This window comes from Oceanobacter antarcticus (assembly GCF_044962685.1).
Lineage (GTDB): Bacteria > Pseudomonadota > Gammaproteobacteria > Pseudomonadales > Oceanobacteraceae > Oceanobacter > Oceanobacter antarcticus.
Genome location: NZ_JBBKTX010000014.1, coordinates 21,976 through 38,286, shown reverse-complemented (window position 1 = coordinate 38,286; position 16,311 = coordinate 21,976). Strand labels below are relative to the sequence as shown.

Here is a 16,311-nt window from a genome sequence, read left to right as displayed (position 1 = left end):
AGAACAGAGAGCCAACAGCCCCAGTGAGTCAGTAGCCAGTGCTCAGACGTCGACCACCAGCACCACACTGCTGGCTTCAAACAAGGCGCAAGCCTGTTGCTGCTCTTGCAGTTCCATCTCGTCAAGACTGCGGTTGGAGATAATCGCGCTGATGGTTTTGCCATCAGCCAGCGCCAGTACCACATCGGCATTCACGGCCCCTCGGGTAATACGGGAGACAGTGCCCACCAGCTTGTTGCTGGAACTGAGCTTGATATCCAGATCACTCGACAGCATCACTGCCGGTGCCTTGATCAGGGCGATGAGGGTGTGGCCAGGTTCAATTGCCAGGCTATTGAGACTTTCTTCGGTAATCTGGGCGGTAACAAGATGATCGGACGTTATCCGCAAGCGGATATCGGCGTTCACCGCACCAGGAATCACTTGTTCAACCACGCCTCGGAACTGGTTACGTGCACTGGTTTTCAATTGCCCTGCCCTTAATAAATCACTGATGTCATCGGCCACATCCCCCAGCGACTGTACCCGCTGACGAATACGTTGCAAAAAGACGTCATGTGCTTCCTGTAATATCAGAAACCCGGCCAGCATCCGCTCACCGTAACCGGTCAGTACCGTACCACCACCACGGGCACCGCCTGCGGCTCGGGCAACCAGTGGCTGGTCGGCCATATTATTCATTGTATCAATACGATCCCAGGCGGTTTTGTAGCTGATGCCCACCTGTTTGCCAGCAGCAGAGATCGAGCCGGTATCGGCAATCGCCTGCAGCAGGTCAACCTGCTCACGTGCAAAGGGCCGTTGCTGACCTTGCAGCCAGATACTGCCCTGTAACGCCGTGGTATTCGTTGTGTTATCGGAAGGTTTCATAAGCGGGATAACCTGGCCGGTTGCTGATATTGCGTCATACCGGATGCCGACACGCAGTGGTTCAATCACCCCGTTGTCAGCACCCAGGACAGTTCAGTAGCCTGTCCGCCACTGTCATCAATTTAATGAAATCGTTTAATCAATCAGCGGAACCGCGTTGGAGTTGGTCACACGGGAAAACACGGTGTCAAACTCGGCGTAGGCCTTGCGCATCCAGACCTTGGTACGCTGACGCTCCATCAGGCTCAGGCTGGCACCAGAGGCATCGCTCTGATTCACCGCCGCCCAGAAGGACATTTCGCGCTTGTTGATCTTGAACATGGTGGGCGAATGCAGGGCAGGCAATGTCATGCTGAGAATACGGGCCAGGTCATCCTGTTCAGTCAGTGCCGGCAGTGCATCAACATCCTTGAATACCGTGCCACGGCCTTCGTTTTTGACCACGATGCAGTTCATGTAGTACTTGTACTTGGCGAGAAACTTTTCCAGCAATTCAAGCGAGTCCGGGCTGTCGTCGACGACGTTCCAGAAGACAATCGGAATATTCATCTCTTCACACATATCCAGCACACCGTTATCGTCGATCCAGCGATCCAGGAAACGCTGGCTCTGGGCTGGCAAATCCACCACGACTTGCTGATCGGCCTCCAGTGCGCATTCCATGATAGCGTCAGTGCTTTCAAACTGATCCAGTGTCAACGCCTGGGTAAATTCTTTGTAATAACGAGTCGTCGTGGCATGCGACTGGTCAGCATCCAGACCAGCGTAATGCAGTCCTTTGTCCAGACAATACTGTGACAATAAACGGGCAACCACGGATTTTCCGACACCGCCTTTCTCGCCGCCGACAAAGTGAATCATGCTCATGATGAGTTCCTTACAAAAAATGGATCAGAGGAGGCACTTATACCACAGTCAGACTGCAGCAAAGCAGACTGGCCATAAGGTTGGCCACATTTCTATAATGACACTCTCATTCATTGATCTGCCCCGGAACTTACCGACTGCAGTCAGACAACCGGAGTATCCATGAGCAAAAAGAACCGCCGCGCCGTGCCCGACTATCAACGCCCTATCATAGAGACACACTTTCATCTCGACTACCTCAAGGAGGCGCCTGTCGACACCATTCTGGCCGAAGCCCGTGCCATTGGTGTTGAACGTTTTATGACCATCAGCGTGCAGCCAGATAACATGCCAACCGCGCTGGCGCTGGCGCTGGCGCACGACGACGTCTACGCCACACTGGGCGTTCACCCGCACGAAGCCGCGCTGTTTGACGCTGCGACCGAAGCCTATATGCGAGAACACTCGGGCCATGGCAAGGTCGTTGCCGTGGGTGAAATCGGTCTTGACTATTACTACGACCATTGTGATCACCAGGTTCAACGCCAGGTGTTTTGCCGCCAACTGGAGCTGGCGATCGAGTTCGATCAGCCGGTGGTGATCCACACCCGCGAAGCCGACGATGACACCATGGCGATTCTGCAAGAATACGCACCACAAATGAACCGCAAAGGGGTGATCCACAGTTTCACCTCCGGGCTGGAACTGGGCCAACTGGCGGTCACATTGGGCTTCAACCTTGGCATTAATGGCATCGTCACCTTTAACAAGGCCACGAACGTTCGGGAAGTAGTGGCCGCGACACCAATCGAGCGTCTGCTGCTCGAAACCGATTCCCCCTATCTGACGCCAATGCCCTACCGTGGTATTGAAAACGCCCCCAAGTACCTGCCCTTCGTGGCCGAAAAAATTGCCGAGGTAAAAGCCTTACCGGTCGAAACCGTACTGGAGCAGACTTGGAAGAATGCCATGACGACATTCTTTCCCGGATAACGATTTGGGTATAGTGTTTCTGCACCGGATATATAACTGTGAATAAAGGCAGACAATCCTCTGCCAATTTGACTGAATGCTCTTGTCCACCAGCGAGCCATATCAATTGAGCCTGAGCTTGGTAGGCTGGACGACTTCACAGACAACCCAGGTATTTCCATGGTTCTGTTCGCACCCGTCAAGTACCCTCTCAGCCTTGCGTTACAAGGAGGAGGAGCGCACGGAGCCTTCACCTGGGGCGTACTGGATCGATTACTGGAAACAAAACACATCCACGTTGAAGGCATCAGCGGTACCAGTGCGGGTGCCATGAATGCAGTAGCGCTGGCCCATGGCATGATGGTGGGAGGCCGTGACGGTGCACGCGAAGCACTCAATGATTTCTGGGAAGCCGTAGCTGCCAGTGCACCCTTCAAACTCAGTGGACTGAGCACTGCCGGGGATATGTCGGTGACTCCGGCACTTAATTTTATGCTGAGTTTTACCCACTACTTTTCGCCCTATCAGCTCAATCCCCTCGACATCAATCCACTGCGTGCCATTGTGGAAAAGAGCTTTGATTTTGAACGTCTGCGTCGCCACAACCCGGTACAACTGTTTATCGCCGCCACCAATGCCAACACCGGCCATTTACGGATTTTCCGTAATCAGGATATGAGTGCCGACGCCCTGCTGGCATCGGCCTGTTTGCCAATGGTACATCACAGCGTCGAAATCGAAGGCGAGCCTTACTGGGACGGTGGTTACTCCGCCAACCCGGCGATTTTCCCGCTGTATTATCACTGCAATTGTGCCGATATTCTGATGGTGCTGTTGGCACCCATGCACCATGGCGATACCCCAAAAACAGCCTCCGCGATTAAAAACCGGGCCATGGATATTGCCTTTAATGCCGGATTTTTACGCGAAATGCGTATTCTGGCCCAGGCGCGCGCTTTTGCTCGGGAAAGCTGGCGGCCCTTTGGTCGACTGGAAAAAGCCCTCAACCGGCTGCGGTTCCATCTGATTGACCCCAATGGCGAAATGGATCAGTTACCCTCGACGTCCAGAGCGCTGCCCGACCAACGCGTATTACACCAATTACGGGATATGGGCAGACACCGTGCCGAGCTCTGGCTACAAGAGCATCAGGGCGCTATCGGCAAACGTTCCAGTGTCCGACTGGCAGAGCTGTTTTTATAGCGATTGCAAGGGGATAAGAGAGTTCTCAGCGGCCTGTTTATTGACCTGATCAGCATGATCTGATTACTGCGGCAGAATACCGTGACGAATACATTGAACTGTAACCCACCGTCTGGCACTCTGATCCGTTGATTGCCCACGCGCGCAAGAGCTACGCATGAAACGACCCACCAAAACGGAAATACGTCAGCAACTGAACGACGAAGTTGAACAGTATCTGCAAGAAGGCGGAGAAGTCAACGAGGTCGCCAGAGGCGCTACGGGTCTGCAAAACGGACGTTATGACGAACGCAGCATGGCGTTCGAAAAACCCAAGGAAGAACGCACCCCCGTGCCCGAGGTGCTACAAGCCATTGACCAGCGCCGTGATTCCCAACGCAAGCCCAAACGCCCTGCGGCAGCTGCCAGTCAGCCACGCCGTCGTCCGCGTAAAAAAATAATCTATGATGATTTTGGTGAGCCCTTGCGTATAGTCTGGGAATAACACCTGCCGTACCAGCCTGCCATGGATAGCCAGATGAACAACCTGCCAAACGATGAGTAACCATTCCCTGCTGCTGACCCTGGCGGCAACACTGCTGTTCTACAGTGCCTTCTCAAAACGTATTGATCAATCTGGCATCAGTGCCCCCATGCTGGTCACCCTGATGGGGATTCTGGTTGGGCCGCAAGTACTTGCCTGGGTACCCGCCGATATCCAAGCCAGCGAACTGACCCTGCTGGCTGAACTCACTCTGGCACTGATCCTGTTTACCGACGCCAGCCAGATCAAACGTTCACAACTGGTGTGCTACGAAATTTTACCTATTCGTCTGCTCGCCATTGGCTTGCCACTCACCATGCTGGCAGGCTGGGTACTGGCAGTACCGCTACTGGGCTTGGCCTGGCTGCCTGCGGCCTGGCTGGCCATCATGCTGTCTCCTACCGATGCGGCTCTGGCCCAGGCGATTTTTTCTGACAATCGTATCAGTTTGCCGCTGCGGCATACCATTACCGTTGAAAGTGGCCTGAACGACGGTCTGGCCTTGCCGGTGCTGTTATTTGTACTGGCCGTGATGAACGCTGGCGACTATGCCTTTCTCGACTCCATGCAATGGCCCGTATTTGTCACCCAGCAGTTTGTCGTCGGAGGCCTGACAGGGGTGGTGGTTGGCCGTTGGGGTGGCCGACTGGTGCAGTGGGCCTCGGACGCCCATCAAATGATGCCGTTGTTCCAACGCTTGTCGTCGTTATCGCTGGCCTTTCTGGCTTACTCCGGGGCTGAATCACTGGGGGGCAATGGCTTTATTGCTGCTTTTCTGGCGGGGCTGTTTCTGGAAGCGCACCGGGTCACCGTGATGACCCGTTTACGTGAATTTGGTGAGGCGGAAGGTGAAGTACTGAGCTTGCTGATGTTTTTCCTCTTCGGGCTGGTATTTGTCGCCGAAGCCTGGCCGTTGTTCAGCTGGCCCATGCTGGCTTATGCCCTGCTCAGCCTGACGCTGGTGCGGATGATTCCAGTCCTGATTTCCCTGACCGGCAGTGGCTTGCCATTTGGACAGAAGATTTTTCTCGCCTGGTTTGGCCCTCGAGGCATTGCCAGTATTCTGTATCTGATGCTGGCTATTCAGCAAATGGGGTACGCCGACCGTATCGCGTCTTACGATACCGTGTTTGGCACCGCAGTACTGACGGTATTATTGAGTATCTTTTTGCATGGTCTCTCGACCCATGTCTGGAAGCGCTGGCCGGGCTGACGCCTAACCACTTCAACCACGCGAACAGACTACGACAACCGGTTTTTGGCCTCGATCCACTGCGACATGTAGCGAGTACTTTTGAGCGTATGGTGCCGTAACATGGCACCGTAAAACCCGCTCAGCCGATGGTTTTCAAGGTTGCCGGCCAACTCGGACAGTCGTGCCAGCCAGCGCGGTGCATGATCTGCAAAGGCAAAACGGTCTGGTGCCAACCGAACCGCCGCAGCGGAACACGTATCCCACAGGCTGTCGTTCTGATACAGCTGCACGGCGGCATCAACAAAAACGGTCGCCGAATCTGCCACCAATATGCCCAGATCACGCTGATTGCCCATGGCAGAACCGTACATGCCTTCTGCCCCTACCGGAGTGGTGACAGCTGGGGTGGCGGTGATTGCTGCATCCAGCAATTTGCCCTTCAACCCGGCACCAAACCTTAACGGGGCCAGCATGACACGGGCAGAATCCACCACCTCAAGCGCATCGTCTGCCCAGCCGGGGACATAAAAACCCAGTTGTTCATTCTGCAAGCTGGTCGCTTTTTTAGGCGGATAAGCACCAAAAACGTGCAGCTCCGCCGTTGGCAGCTGCTGGCGAATGGCAGGCCAAAGGGCTTCTCTGAGCCAGCGTACGGCATCCCAGTTCGGCTCGTGGCGAAAATTACCGATACAGACAAAATGCTGGCGTTGAGACAGCGCCGTCAACGGCCGCTGCCATTGTGATGCCAGCAGCATAAAAGGCAGATAGATCAGCTGGGCTGCCGGTATCTGGAATTGTTGCTGCAACCAGTGCCATTCAAATTCCGAAATCACCAGCGTCAGGTCGCAACGTAAAACAGCCGCCACTTCCCGTATCGCCAATTCAGAATGAATATGCTTCAAGCCCGGTTCTACGCCTTCCTTGAGCGCCTGATGGCGAGCATGACGCAGGCTGTGGACGTCTTCCATATCCAGCACCCGCAGCGCATTCGGGCAGGTTTCTTCCACCCGCCAGCCAAATTGCTCTTCCATCATAAAACGGTCGAACATCACCAGATCCGGTTGTAGCCCGGCGATATAGTCGTTAAACGTCGAGCTGTTAAGCTGCAGTTTGACGGCTTCCACTCCGTGGTCAGCCAGTCCCACCGCATGAGGACTCCAGTCGGCTGGTGAACCAAACACCACCCGATAATCACCCGATTGCAGTGCGGCAATCAGCTGCAACATGCGACTACCCGCTGCGGACGATGCCGGCTCCGGCCAGACGTAGCCGATAATCAGAGCGGTTTTCATGCAGTGTTCCTATGGCGACCAAACGCGGCAGTATAGGCAGACAGTGGCCAGGCTGAAAGCTCACCTGCTACTGACGATAAGAGGAAGTCGCAGGTCAACCATCAGCCGCTGGCAAGTGATCCGCAACATCCGTGCTCAGATAATCCCGCAATTGTTGTTCGCCAGCAGAGCCAAATAACAATTCGCTGATGTGCGCCAATACCGGGGATTGTGCCAGCGCCGCCTTGCCACTGGTCAGCTCCAGCATGGTACGACGACGTAAAAAATCCTCCAGCCGGGTGACCATCTCCAGCCGCGCCGCCAGCCGGACTTCGGCCTCGCGCAGGTCGTCACCCTCCAGCAACGGCCGTAACCATTCCGGGTGATCCGCAACATCAACCAGTAACTCGAAAGCATCGGTGCCATAACGCCGCCACCAACGCTGCAACAAGGTCTCCCGGCGATGCTCACACCAGTATTGATCCAGCCCTTGCTCCGTTGCCTGACGCCAGAAGCCTTCCCGGCGGCGCTCGTCCGGCTCACCAAACCAGCGATCGGATCTCGGCTGCAGCGGAATACCAAACGCGCTGACCTGGTCATATATTTCTTCGCCGACGTTGACACAATCGGTCAGCTTGCCACCAAAAATACTGAGGTAACGATGGTCGGCACTGGCATCAATCGCATGGCGGCGCGACAGGTTAAGCCAGTCGCCCTGCTCCTTTCCTGCTTCGCCTGTTGCTTCCTTGTTGTCTTGATTAACAGAGTCGGCTTGATTCTCTGCCGCCGCACTGGCCACCACCAACGGCCGCACACCACAGCGCTCGGAGATCACATCAGCAGCGGTCAGCGGCTTGTCCAGCTTCAGACGCTGATTGACATTATCCAGCACAAACTGGCGATCGGCGGCAGTCACCACCGACTCAGGCCGAGTGACACGGGTATCGGTCGTACCCAGACAGGTCTTGCTGCCCATCGGAATCACAAAAAACAGCCGGCCATCGTTGGCAAAAAATGCCAGCACACGTTCTTCTTCGATCAACCGGGGCACAATCAGGTGGATACCTTTTGAATACACATGATGATGGCCAGCCGATTGCTGGCTTAACTGGTTGTAGCCATCGACCCAGGGGCCGGTGGCATTCAGTAATACCTGGGAGCGAATCAGCTGCTGTTCGCCTGTTTGCTGGTCAACTACACGGGTATGCCATTCATTATCGACCTGCTGTGATCCTTCAGAGGCGACGTAGTTAGCCACCACCGCGCCCTGCCGTATCGCCGTACGGACAAAATCAAACGTCAGCCGGGCGTCGTTATCAACCAGCCAGGCATCTGAATATTCCAATCCGCCCTGGGCAACGGCGATGTCGATCAATGGCTGACGCTGTTGCAGCCGCCGTCGCGACAGGTACTCCGGCATCCGGGTTGCCCCGCGACCAAAACCCCAATACAGCAAAGCACCGATGTAAACCATCCAGGCGGGCTTGCGAAAACCTTTGGGTACCGTCGTCAGAAAGCGTATTTCGCGAATTCGACTGGGAAAACGCTGCATCAGCCGGTTACGACTGCGGCACAGTTCATTCACCAGCGCCACTTCACCACTTTCCAGATATTTGATGCCACCCCAGACCAGATTGGAACTGTTGGCACTGGTCGCGCTGCCAAAATCATCACGATCAATGAGGGCAACCCGAGCACCGTGACTGGACAGCGCCGCTGCCGACACCGCACCGTTAATGCCACCGCCGACAATCAGCACATCAAAGCACTCACCATCCAGTTGTTTCAGAGTATCTTGTCGCTGCGTCACACTGGTTTCCTTATTGACAAAATCGTAGTCATTCCAGCACCACACGCTGCACGGCTTTTTGCCATCCGGCCAGCAAAGTAGCACGCTGGGCCTCGCTCATGGCGGGTGTAAAGGTTGCCCGGCATTGCCACAGGCGGGTGAATTCCGAGGTATCACCGTAAAGCCCCACTGCTCGCCCGGCCAGATAGGCAGCTCCCAGTGCGGTGGTTTCCAGCAGTGCCGGACGCAGTACCTCGGTATTCAACACATCCGCAAGAAATTGCAGCATCCAGTTGTTGGACACCATGCCACCATCAACCCGCAAGGACGTTGGCCGCAGACCTTCCTGCGCCATCACTGCAAACAGATCGGCGGTCTGATAACAGACGGCTTCCAGCGCTGCCCTGGCCAGTTCCGCCTTGCCAGCACCACGGGTCAGGCCAACAATCGCGGCCCGAGCGTCGGCACGCCAGTAAGGTACACCCAGCCCCGTAAACGCAGGCACCAGGTAGACACCCTTGTTACTGTCCAGCCCGCTGGCTAACCGTTCCGTATCGGACGCCCGTTCGATAATGCCTAGCTCGTCCCGTAACCATTGCACCGTCGCACCGGCAACAAAGATCGCCCCTTCCAGGGCGTAGGTGCGCCGGCCATCCAGTTGCAAGGCAATCGTGGTGAGCAGTCCATGAGATGAAAACAGCGGTTTTTGACCGGTATTCAGCAGTACAAAACACCCGGTGCCATAGGTGCTTTTTACCTGTCCTGGTTCAAAACAGCACTGGCCGACGCTGGCCGCTTGCTGATCTCCGGCTACCCCGGTGATAGCAATATCCCGATCGCCGGTAAAGCGGGCCAGCGCAGTGCCAAAATGACCAGAGCAATCCTGTACTTGAGGCAGCATGGCAGATGGGATACGAAACAGGTCGAGCAGCTCGTTATCCCACTCACCACGATGAATATTAAACAGATTGGTACGGCTGGCGTTGGTCGCGTCGGTCACATGCCGTTGGCCACCGGTCAGTTTCCAGATCAGATAACTATCGACCGTGCCAAACAGCAGCTCACCACGTTCTGCCCGCAGGCGAGCACCGTCAACGTTATCGAGAATCCAGGCCACCTTGGTGGCAGAAAAATAAGGGTCAAGCCGTAGGCCTGAGCGGGCCTGTACATAATCATCCCCAACCTCTGACCGCAGTTGATCGCAGAGCCTGGCGGTGCGACGGTCTTGCCAGACAATGGCAGGATATACAGCAGCGCCGCTGTGTTTATCCCACACCAGCGTCGTCTCGCGCTGATTGGTAATGCCGATGGCAGAAACCTCACAGCCCTGCTCCCTCGCCTCTGCCAGGGCTTGCTGAACCACTGCGCAGGTGCTTTGCCAGAGATCATCCGGATTGTGCTCAACCCAGCCATCATCCGGATAATGCTGGGGGAACTCCTGCTGGGCCATGGCAACGGTTTGCAGCTGCGGGTCAAACACGATGGCTCGTGTACTGGTTGTTCCCTGATCGATGGCAAGAATGCCAAAACGGTTGCCCATGTCATTCTCCCGAAATACGTCACTGATTATGGCAGTGGCAATACACGCTCATTGCCCAAACAATACGCACGAATAGTTTGGGTAACGCTACGATCAATCGTAATGTTACCTGCCTTGATACTTTTCAATTCCCCACTAATTAGTGGCAATTTTTGTCATACTCATCGTTAACTTGCTGGTGAAAGGCCTTGCTCTCGATATCACTCAGAAACACTTTTTCACCCTGATCGTTGTAACGATACAACGCCTTTTTGTCTTCCAGATCTTTTTTCATACCACTCAGGACACCACAGGTACGCCTGGTCTGCTGTTCCACAATACGCTGGTGTTCACGCTCTGCTTCACGTTTTTTACGCTCTGCCGCGGCGCTTTCCAGGTAGGCTTTTTGTGCTTCATCACGATTAATAGCGGGGATCGTTGCCGCAGGGGACGAGCTGGTCGTTGCCGTGGAAAGATCCAACGATTCGGCATTCGCCGTAGTCGGCGGCATGCTGCCAAAATGCACCTTGCCGTTAGCGTCCAGCCATTTATATATCTGCGCGTCCGCACTCAGTGCCACCAGCATCATGCCTGCAACCAGATATTTCATCCCTGCCTCCCTGCTTCTTGTCTACATGCTCAAAAGGCCGTTTTAAAACAGGCCTGTTTGAAAAAGTTGTGTTCGCAGGAAAAGGCTACCACAAAGCAATTTCAAGATCCGAATCTAAGGCCGACAATTCCCGGATACAAAAACGCCTCCCGAAGGAGGCGACTTGACAATCCGGCGGTCACAGGTCAGAGGTGTTTGACCTGATCGATTTCATATTCCACGCTGCCACTGGGAATCTTGACGACCACGGTGTCGCCCTCTTCCTTGCCAATCAGGGCACGAGCAATCGGCGATGAAACAGAAATACGATTGGCTTTGATATCCGCTTCATCATCACCGACGATTTTGTATTCCACTTCTTCATCAGTATCGACATTGATAATGGTCACCGTCACACCGAACAGCACCTTGCCAGTCCGCGGAATGGTCTTGATGTCGATCACCTGGCAATTGGAGAGCTTGCCTTCAATCTCCTGGATACGACCTTCAATAAAACCCTGCTGCTCGCGGGCGGCGTGATACTCGGCGTTCTCCTTGAGATCACCGTGCTCGCGCGCGTCCGCAATTGCCTGGATAACAGTCGGACGTTCGACACTTTTCAGGCGCTGCAACTCGTCGCGCAATGCCTTTTCCCCTTCGAGGGTCATAGGAAACTTCTGCATTTGCATTGACTCCTGATAGCTTGGTTTATTGGCCGATACTGGCATGCAGATCTTGCAGACGATGAACGTCTTTCAGACCTTCGGAACGCAGCGCTTCAACAATGGCCTCTGCACCCGCCAATGTGGTGGTGTAATACACCTTGTGTTGCAAGGCGCTGCGACGAATGTCTGCCGAGTCTGCGATAGCCTGGGCACCGTCGGTAGTATTGACGATCAGATCAATACCATCGTTTTTAATTGTGTCCACGATATGTGGACGGCCCTGAGTTACCTTGTTGATGCGGCTGGACTGCACCCCGGCATCCTCCAGGACACGACGGGTGCCATCGGTACACACCAGTTCAAAACCACATTCCACCAGCCCTCTGGCAACCGCCACCAGACCGGACTTGTCGGCTTCGCGGACAGACAGGAAAGCGGTACCACCGACGGGTAAATCGGCACCGGCCCCCAACTGAGCCTTGAAAAAGGCTTCGCCGAAGGTTTTTCCAGCACCCATGACTTCCCCGGTAGACTTCATTTCCGGGCCAAGAATCGGGTCAACACCCTGGAACTTGTTAAATGGAAATACCGCTTCTTTCACAGAGAAATACAACGGAATGATTTCCTTGGTAAAGCCCAGATCCGCCAGTGAACGGCCCATCATCACTTTGGCCGCCACAGCGGCCAGGGAAACGCCGATACACTTGGATACAAATGGCACAGTACGGGATGCGCGAGGGTTTACCTCAATCACGTAGATTTCACCGTCCTGATAAGCCAGCTGGGTATTCATCAGACCAACAACACCCAACTCCAGCGCCATCGCTTTCACTTGCTCACGCATCAGATCCTGAACATCCGCTGGCAGGCTGTAAGGTGGCAATGAACAGGCCGAGTCACCCGAGTGAATACCGGCTTGCTCAATATGCTGCATGATGGCACCAATCACGACTTCTTCGCCGTCACAAACGGCGTCAATGTCCACTTCGATCGCGCGATCCAGGAAGTAGTCGAGCAGCACCGGCGAATCATTGGAAACCCGTACTGCTTCGTTCATGTAGCGACGCAAGGACTTCTCGTTACTGACAATCTCCATCGCCCGACCGCCCAGAACATAGGACGGGCGAACCACCAGCGGATAACCGATGTCGGCAGCGCGAGCCACTGCTTCTTCGGCAGAGGTTACGGTGGCGTTCACTGGTTGCTTGAGACCCAAACGCTGGATCATTTGTTGGAAACGCTCGCGATCTTCGGCACGGTCAATCGATTCAGGCGACGTACCAATCACGGGTACACCACAAGCTTCCAGTTCGTTGGCCAGCTTCAGTGGTGTCTGACCACCGTACTGTACAATGACGCCCTTGGGTTTTTCTTTCTCGACGATTTCCAGCACGTCTTCCAGCGTCACCGGTTCAAAGTACAGGCGGTCGGAGGTGTCGTAATCGGTCGAAACCGTTTCCGGGTTACAGTTGACCATGATGGCCTCGTACCCTTCTTCCTTCGCCGCCAACGCTGCGTGCACGCAGCAATAGTCAAACTCGATACCCTGACCAATGCGGTTCGGGCCACCACCGAGCACAATAATCTTGTCGCGGTCGGTCGGGTTCGATTCGCACTCTTCCTCGTAGGTCGAGTACATGTAGGCAGTATCGGTCGAGAATTCAGCGGCGCAGGTATCAACACGCTTGTAGACCGGGCGGATATTCAGCTTCTGACGATGCTTGCGAAACGCTTTTTCGGAAATTCCCAACAAAGTCGCCAGACGCTGATCGGAAAAACCCTTGCGTTTCAGTCGCAAGACCGCGCTGGCATCCAGTACCGTCAGGCTGCTGGCCGAAACACTGGCTTCTTCTTTGATCAAATCTTCGATCTGTACCAGGAACCAGGGGTCAATGCCTGAATACTGGTAAATTTCATCCACCGTCAGGCCCATGCGGAAGGCATCCCCGACGTACCAGATACGCTCGGCACCCGGCGTCACCAGTTCAGAGACAACCTTGTCCCGCGCGCCTTCGTCGGCCAGGTTGACTTTCGGATCAAATCCGGAGGAGCCAACTTCAAGACCACGCAGGGCTTTTTGCAGCGACTCCTGTTGAGTACGGCCAATGGCCATCACCTCACCCACGGATTTCATCTGGGTCGTCAGGCGGCCATCAGCCTGGGGGAATTTTTCGAAGGTAAAACGAGGGATCTTGGTTACAACATAGTCGATCGATGGCTCAAACGATGCCGGTGTTGCACCACCGGTAATATCGTTTTGCAGCTCATCCAGAGTGTATCCAATCGCCAATTTGGCAGCCACCTTGGCGATCGGAAAGCCGGTTGCCTTGGACGCCAGTGCCGAAGAACGCGACACCCGCGGGTTCATCTCGATCACGACCATGCGGCCGGTTTTTGGATCGACACCGAACTGGACGTTGGAACCACCGGTTTCCACCCCGATCTCGCGCAGTACCGCCAGCGAGGCGTCGCGCATGATCTGGTATTCCTTGTCGGTCAGGGTTTGTGCCGGGGCAACGGTAATGGAATCACCGGTATGAACGCCCATGGCATCAAAGTTTTCGATGGCACAAACGATGATGCAGTTGTCGTTCTTGTCGCGCACCACTTCCATCTCGTACTCTTTCCAGCCAATCAGCGACTCGTCGATCAGCAACTCGCTGGTTGGTGACAAATCCAGACCACGAGTACAGATTTCTTCAAACTCTTCCTTGTTGTAGGCGATACCGCCACCGGTGCCACCCATGGTAAAAGAAGGGCGAATAATGCAGGGAAAACCCAGCGTTTTTTGCACTTCACGCGCTTCTTCCAGAGTATGGGCAATCCCGGCACGAGGGCACGCCAGACCAATTTTTTTCATCGCCTGGTCAAAGCGATCACGGTCTTCTGCCTTGTCGATGGTATCGGCATTGGCGCCGATCATTTCCACACCGAATTGTTCCAGTACGCCAGCCTTTTCCAGGCCCAGGGCGCAGTTCAGTGCCGTCTGACCACCCATGGTAGGCAACAGTGCGTCGGGGCGTTCTTTCTCAATAATTTTGGCAACAGCTTCAACGGTAATCGGCTCGATATAGGTCGCATCCGCCATCGATGGATCGGTCATGATAGTGGCGGGGTTGGAGTTGACCAGAATGACGCGATAGCCTTCCTCACGCAGGGCTTTACAGGCCTGGGCACCGGAGTAGTCAAATTCACACGCCTGGCCGATAACAATGGGGCCAGCGCCAATGATCAGAATGCTGTTGATGTCAGTACGTTTTGGCATTACTCAGTCAGTCCTGTAGTTATCCGTTGGCCTTGGCTTTGGCTTTGGCGGTTTCAATCAGATCAATAAAGTGGTCGAACAGCGGTGCTACGTCACGAGGGCCAGGGCTGGCTTCAGGGTGTCCCTGAAAGCTGAAGGCTGGCTTGTCAGTACGGGCGATACCTTGCAGCGTACCGTCGAACAGTGACTTGTGGGTTGCCTTGAGGTTGTTTGGCAACGAGCTTTCATCGACCGCAAAGCCATGGTTCTGACTGGTGATCATTACCTTGCCAGTGGCCAGATCCTGTACCGGGTGGTTGGCTCCGTGATGGCCGAGATTCATCTTCAACGTTGTCGCACCCGAAGCCAGTGCCAGTAACTGGTGACCCAGACAAATGCCGAATACCGGAATTTCGGTCTCCAGAATTTGCCGGATGGCGTCAATTGCATAGGTGCAGGGTTCCGGGTCGCCGGGGCCATTCGACAGAAAAATGCCATCTGGATTCATCGCCAGCACCTCGGTAGCCGATGTTTGCGCCGGAACAACGGTCAGTTCACAGCCTCGTTCAGCCAGCAGGCGCAGAATGTTGTACTTGACACCAAAATCGTAGGCGACAACTTTGAATCGGGTCTCGGTCTGTTCGCCATAGCCCTTGCCCAGTGCCCAGTCGGTCTGGGTCCAGCGGTAAGGTGCGTTAACTGTAACTTCCTTGGCCAGATCCATGCCTTTCAGGCCAGGAAAAGCGGCGGCTTCTGCCAGTGCCTGTTGTTGACTTGCATCACTCCAGGCATCGTCTGCGGCAAGCAGACAACCATTAAGGGAACCCTTTTCACGCAGAATACGGGTCAGGCGGCGGGTATCGATATCCGCCAGCCCAACCACATTATTGGCTCGCAGGTATTCATCAAGCGCCTGCTCGCTACGAAAGTTGGACGCCGTTAATGGCAAGTCACGAATAATCAGCCCTTTGGCGGCGATGCCAGCGGACTCAACGTCTTCGCTGTTGGTACCGTAGCTGCCAATGTGTGGGTAAGTAAGTGTAACGATTTGATTGGTGTAGGACGGGTCAGTCAGGATTTCCTGATAACCGGTCATGGACGTGTTGAAAACAACCTCTCCAACAGACGTTCCCAAAGCACCGATACTGGTGCCTTTAAACAAGCTGCCGTCTTCAAGAGCTAGAATGGCTGGCGTAGACAAAACGGTATCCCCGAGCAAAGAAAAACAGGCGAAGCGAGGTACTAGGCGGGTACCCCATGCGTAAAAAAGCGGAATGCTGATCCGCTCATCGGCATTCCGCTAATTTCAGAAATTATGTAATGGTCGGTCACTTCTGCTTGAGAAGCTCCGAGCTTTGATTAACCGCGAATTATACGCAAAAAGAGATTTTTTGTCCACGGTGTCGAAGGCAAGACGGGAACAGGTTACGTTTTAAATCCCGGGAATTTGAACTGCGTACTCTTGTGTGACATATCAGTTACACATCGTTACATACAATTTTAAACGGTATTTTACTTCCCACAAGTAGGGGTAATTCTTTACATAGTAACCATGGATGAGCCAGCTGCTGATTAGTTTATCGATTTTTCACCGAATACTGGTCGATGTCGAACACGTATCAACG

At 54.6% G+C, this 16,311-nt stretch carries 13 protein-coding genes; 4 read left to right on the top strand and 9 right to left on the bottom strand.

Going from position 1 to position 16,311, the window contains the following annotated elements; genetic code table 11:
• Positions 1 to 42 precede the first annotated feature (42 nt).
• Together WG929_RS12180 and WG929_RS12175 are read right to left on the bottom strand one after the other, a co-directional pair.
• Positions 43 to 870, bottom strand: a complete 828-nt coding sequence (locus WG929_RS12180) for a TOBE domain-containing protein (protein WP_369855066.1) — start codon at positions 868 to 870, stop codon at positions 43 to 45.
• A gap of 135 nt (positions 871 to 1,005) precedes the next feature.
• A complete protein-coding gene (locus tag WG929_RS12175; protein ID WP_369855067.1) occupies positions 1,006 to 1,737 on the bottom strand; it encodes a P-loop NTPase family protein in 732 nt (243 codons plus the stop codon).
• 162 nt (positions 1,738 to 1,899) lie between these two features.
• Between WG929_RS12175 and WG929_RS12170 the strand changes: the two genes are divergently transcribed.
• The 4 genes from WG929_RS12170 to WG929_RS12155 all read left to right on the top strand — a co-directional run bounded on the left by WG929_RS12170 (position 1,900) and on the right by WG929_RS12155 (position 5,627).
• Positions 1,900 to 2,709, top strand: a complete 810-nt coding sequence (locus tag WG929_RS12170; RefSeq protein ID WP_416206238.1) for a TatD family hydrolase — start codon at positions 1,900 to 1,902, stop codon at positions 2,707 to 2,709.
• 159 nt (positions 2,710 to 2,868) lie between these two features.
• Positions 2,869 to 3,891, top strand: coding sequence for a patatin-like phospholipase family protein (locus tag WG929_RS12165; RefSeq protein WP_416206237.1), 1,023 nt, complete (start codon positions 2,869 to 2,871; stop codon positions 3,889 to 3,891).
• Between the two features lie 157 nt (positions 3,892 to 4,048).
• Entirely contained in the window at positions 4,049 to 4,375 is a 327-nt protein-coding gene (locus WG929_RS12160; protein ID WP_416206236.1) for a hypothetical protein, read from the top strand.
• A gap of 52 nt (positions 4,376 to 4,427) precedes the next feature.
• A complete protein-coding gene (locus WG929_RS12155; RefSeq protein ID WP_416206235.1) occupies positions 4,428 to 5,627 on the top strand; it encodes a cation:proton antiporter in 1,200 nt (399 codons plus the stop codon).
• A gap of 29 nt (positions 5,628 to 5,656) precedes the next feature.
• Here the strand turns inward: WG929_RS12155 and WG929_RS12150 are convergent, their stop codons facing one another.
• The 7 genes from WG929_RS12150 to carA all read right to left on the bottom strand — a co-directional run bounded on the left by WG929_RS12150 (position 5,657) and on the right by carA (position 15,887).
• Entirely contained in the window at positions 5,657 to 6,901 is a 1,245-nt protein-coding gene (locus WG929_RS12150) for a glycosyltransferase (protein WP_416206234.1), read from the bottom strand.
• Positions 6,902 to 6,995: 94 nt separating this feature from the next.
• Complete coding sequence (locus WG929_RS12145; RefSeq protein WP_416206233.1) at positions 6,996 to 8,690, bottom strand: glycerol-3-phosphate dehydrogenase/oxidase; 1,695 nt, start codon at positions 8,688 to 8,690, stop codon at positions 6,996 to 6,998.
• A 28-nt stretch (positions 8,691 to 8,718) separates the two neighbouring features.
• The gene (glpK, locus tag WG929_RS12140; RefSeq protein ID WP_416206232.1) at positions 8,719 to 10,209 is read right to left on the bottom strand and encodes a glycerol kinase GlpK; all 1,491 of its coding nucleotides are present in this window, start codon (positions 10,207 to 10,209) and stop codon (positions 8,719 to 8,721) included.
• A gap of 139 nt (positions 10,210 to 10,348) precedes the next feature.
• Positions 10,349 to 10,798: a DUF4124 domain-containing protein gene (locus WG929_RS12135; RefSeq protein ID WP_416206231.1), complete on the bottom strand. Its 450-nt coding sequence runs from the start codon at positions 10,796 to 10,798 to the stop codon at positions 10,349 to 10,351.
• A gap of 185 nt (positions 10,799 to 10,983) precedes the next feature.
• Positions 10,984 to 11,460 (bottom strand): transcription elongation factor GreA, encoded by a 477-nt coding sequence (greA, locus tag WG929_RS12130; RefSeq protein ID WP_369855076.1) that lies wholly within the window; start codon positions 11,458 to 11,460, stop codon positions 10,984 to 10,986.
• Positions 11,461 to 11,485: 25 nt separating this feature from the next.
• Positions 11,486 to 14,707, bottom strand: a complete 3,222-nt coding sequence (gene carB, locus WG929_RS12125; protein WP_416206230.1) for a carbamoyl-phosphate synthase large subunit — start codon at positions 14,705 to 14,707, stop codon at positions 11,486 to 11,488.
• A gap of 19 nt (positions 14,708 to 14,726) precedes the next feature.
• Positions 14,727 to 15,887 carry a glutamine-hydrolyzing carbamoyl-phosphate synthase small subunit gene (gene carA / locus WG929_RS12120; RefSeq protein ID WP_416206229.1) on the bottom strand — a complete coding sequence of 387 codons (1,161 nt, stop codon included), beginning with the start codon at positions 15,885 to 15,887 and terminating at the stop codon, positions 14,727 to 14,729.
• Positions 15,888 to 16,311 lie beyond the last annotated feature (424 nt).

Bases quoted from the DNA above. Each gene is read 5' to 3' on its own strand.
- WG929_RS12180 (WP_369855066.1), bottom strand. From the start codon at position 870: ATGAAACCTTCCGATAACACAACGAATACCACGGCGTTACAGGGCAGT.
- WG929_RS12175 (WP_369855067.1), bottom strand. From the start codon at position 1,737: ATGAGCATGATTCACTTTGTCGGCGGCGAGAAAGGCGGTGTCGGAAAA.
- WG929_RS12170 (WP_416206238.1), top strand. From the start codon at position 1,900: ATGAGCAAAAAGAACCGCCGCGCCGTGCCCGACTATCAACGCCCTATC.
- WG929_RS12165 (WP_416206237.1), top strand. From the start codon at position 2,869: ATGGTTCTGTTCGCACCCGTCAAGTACCCTCTCAGCCTTGCGTTACAA.
- WG929_RS12160 (WP_416206236.1), top strand. From the start codon at position 4,049: ATGAAACGACCCACCAAAACGGAAATACGTCAGCAACTGAACGACGAA.
- WG929_RS12155 (WP_416206235.1), top strand. From the start codon at position 4,428: ATGAGTAACCATTCCCTGCTGCTGACCCTGGCGGCAACACTGCTGTTC.
- WG929_RS12150 (WP_416206234.1), bottom strand. From the start codon at position 6,901: ATGAAAACCGCTCTGATTATCGGCTACGTCTGGCCGGAGCCGGCATCG.
- glpK (WP_416206232.1), bottom strand. From the start codon at position 10,209: ATGGGCAACCGTTTTGGCATTCTTGCCATCGATCAGGGAACAACCAGT.
- WG929_RS12135 (WP_416206231.1), bottom strand. From the start codon at position 10,798: ATGAAATATCTGGTTGCAGGCATGATGCTGGTGGCACTGAGTGCGGAC.
- greA (WP_369855076.1), bottom strand. From the start codon at position 11,460: ATGCAGAAGTTTCCTATGACCCTCGAAGGGGAAAAGGCATTGCGCGAC.
- carB (WP_416206230.1), bottom strand. From the start codon at position 14,707: ATGCCAAAACGTACTGACATCAACAGCATTCTGATCATTGGCGCTGGC.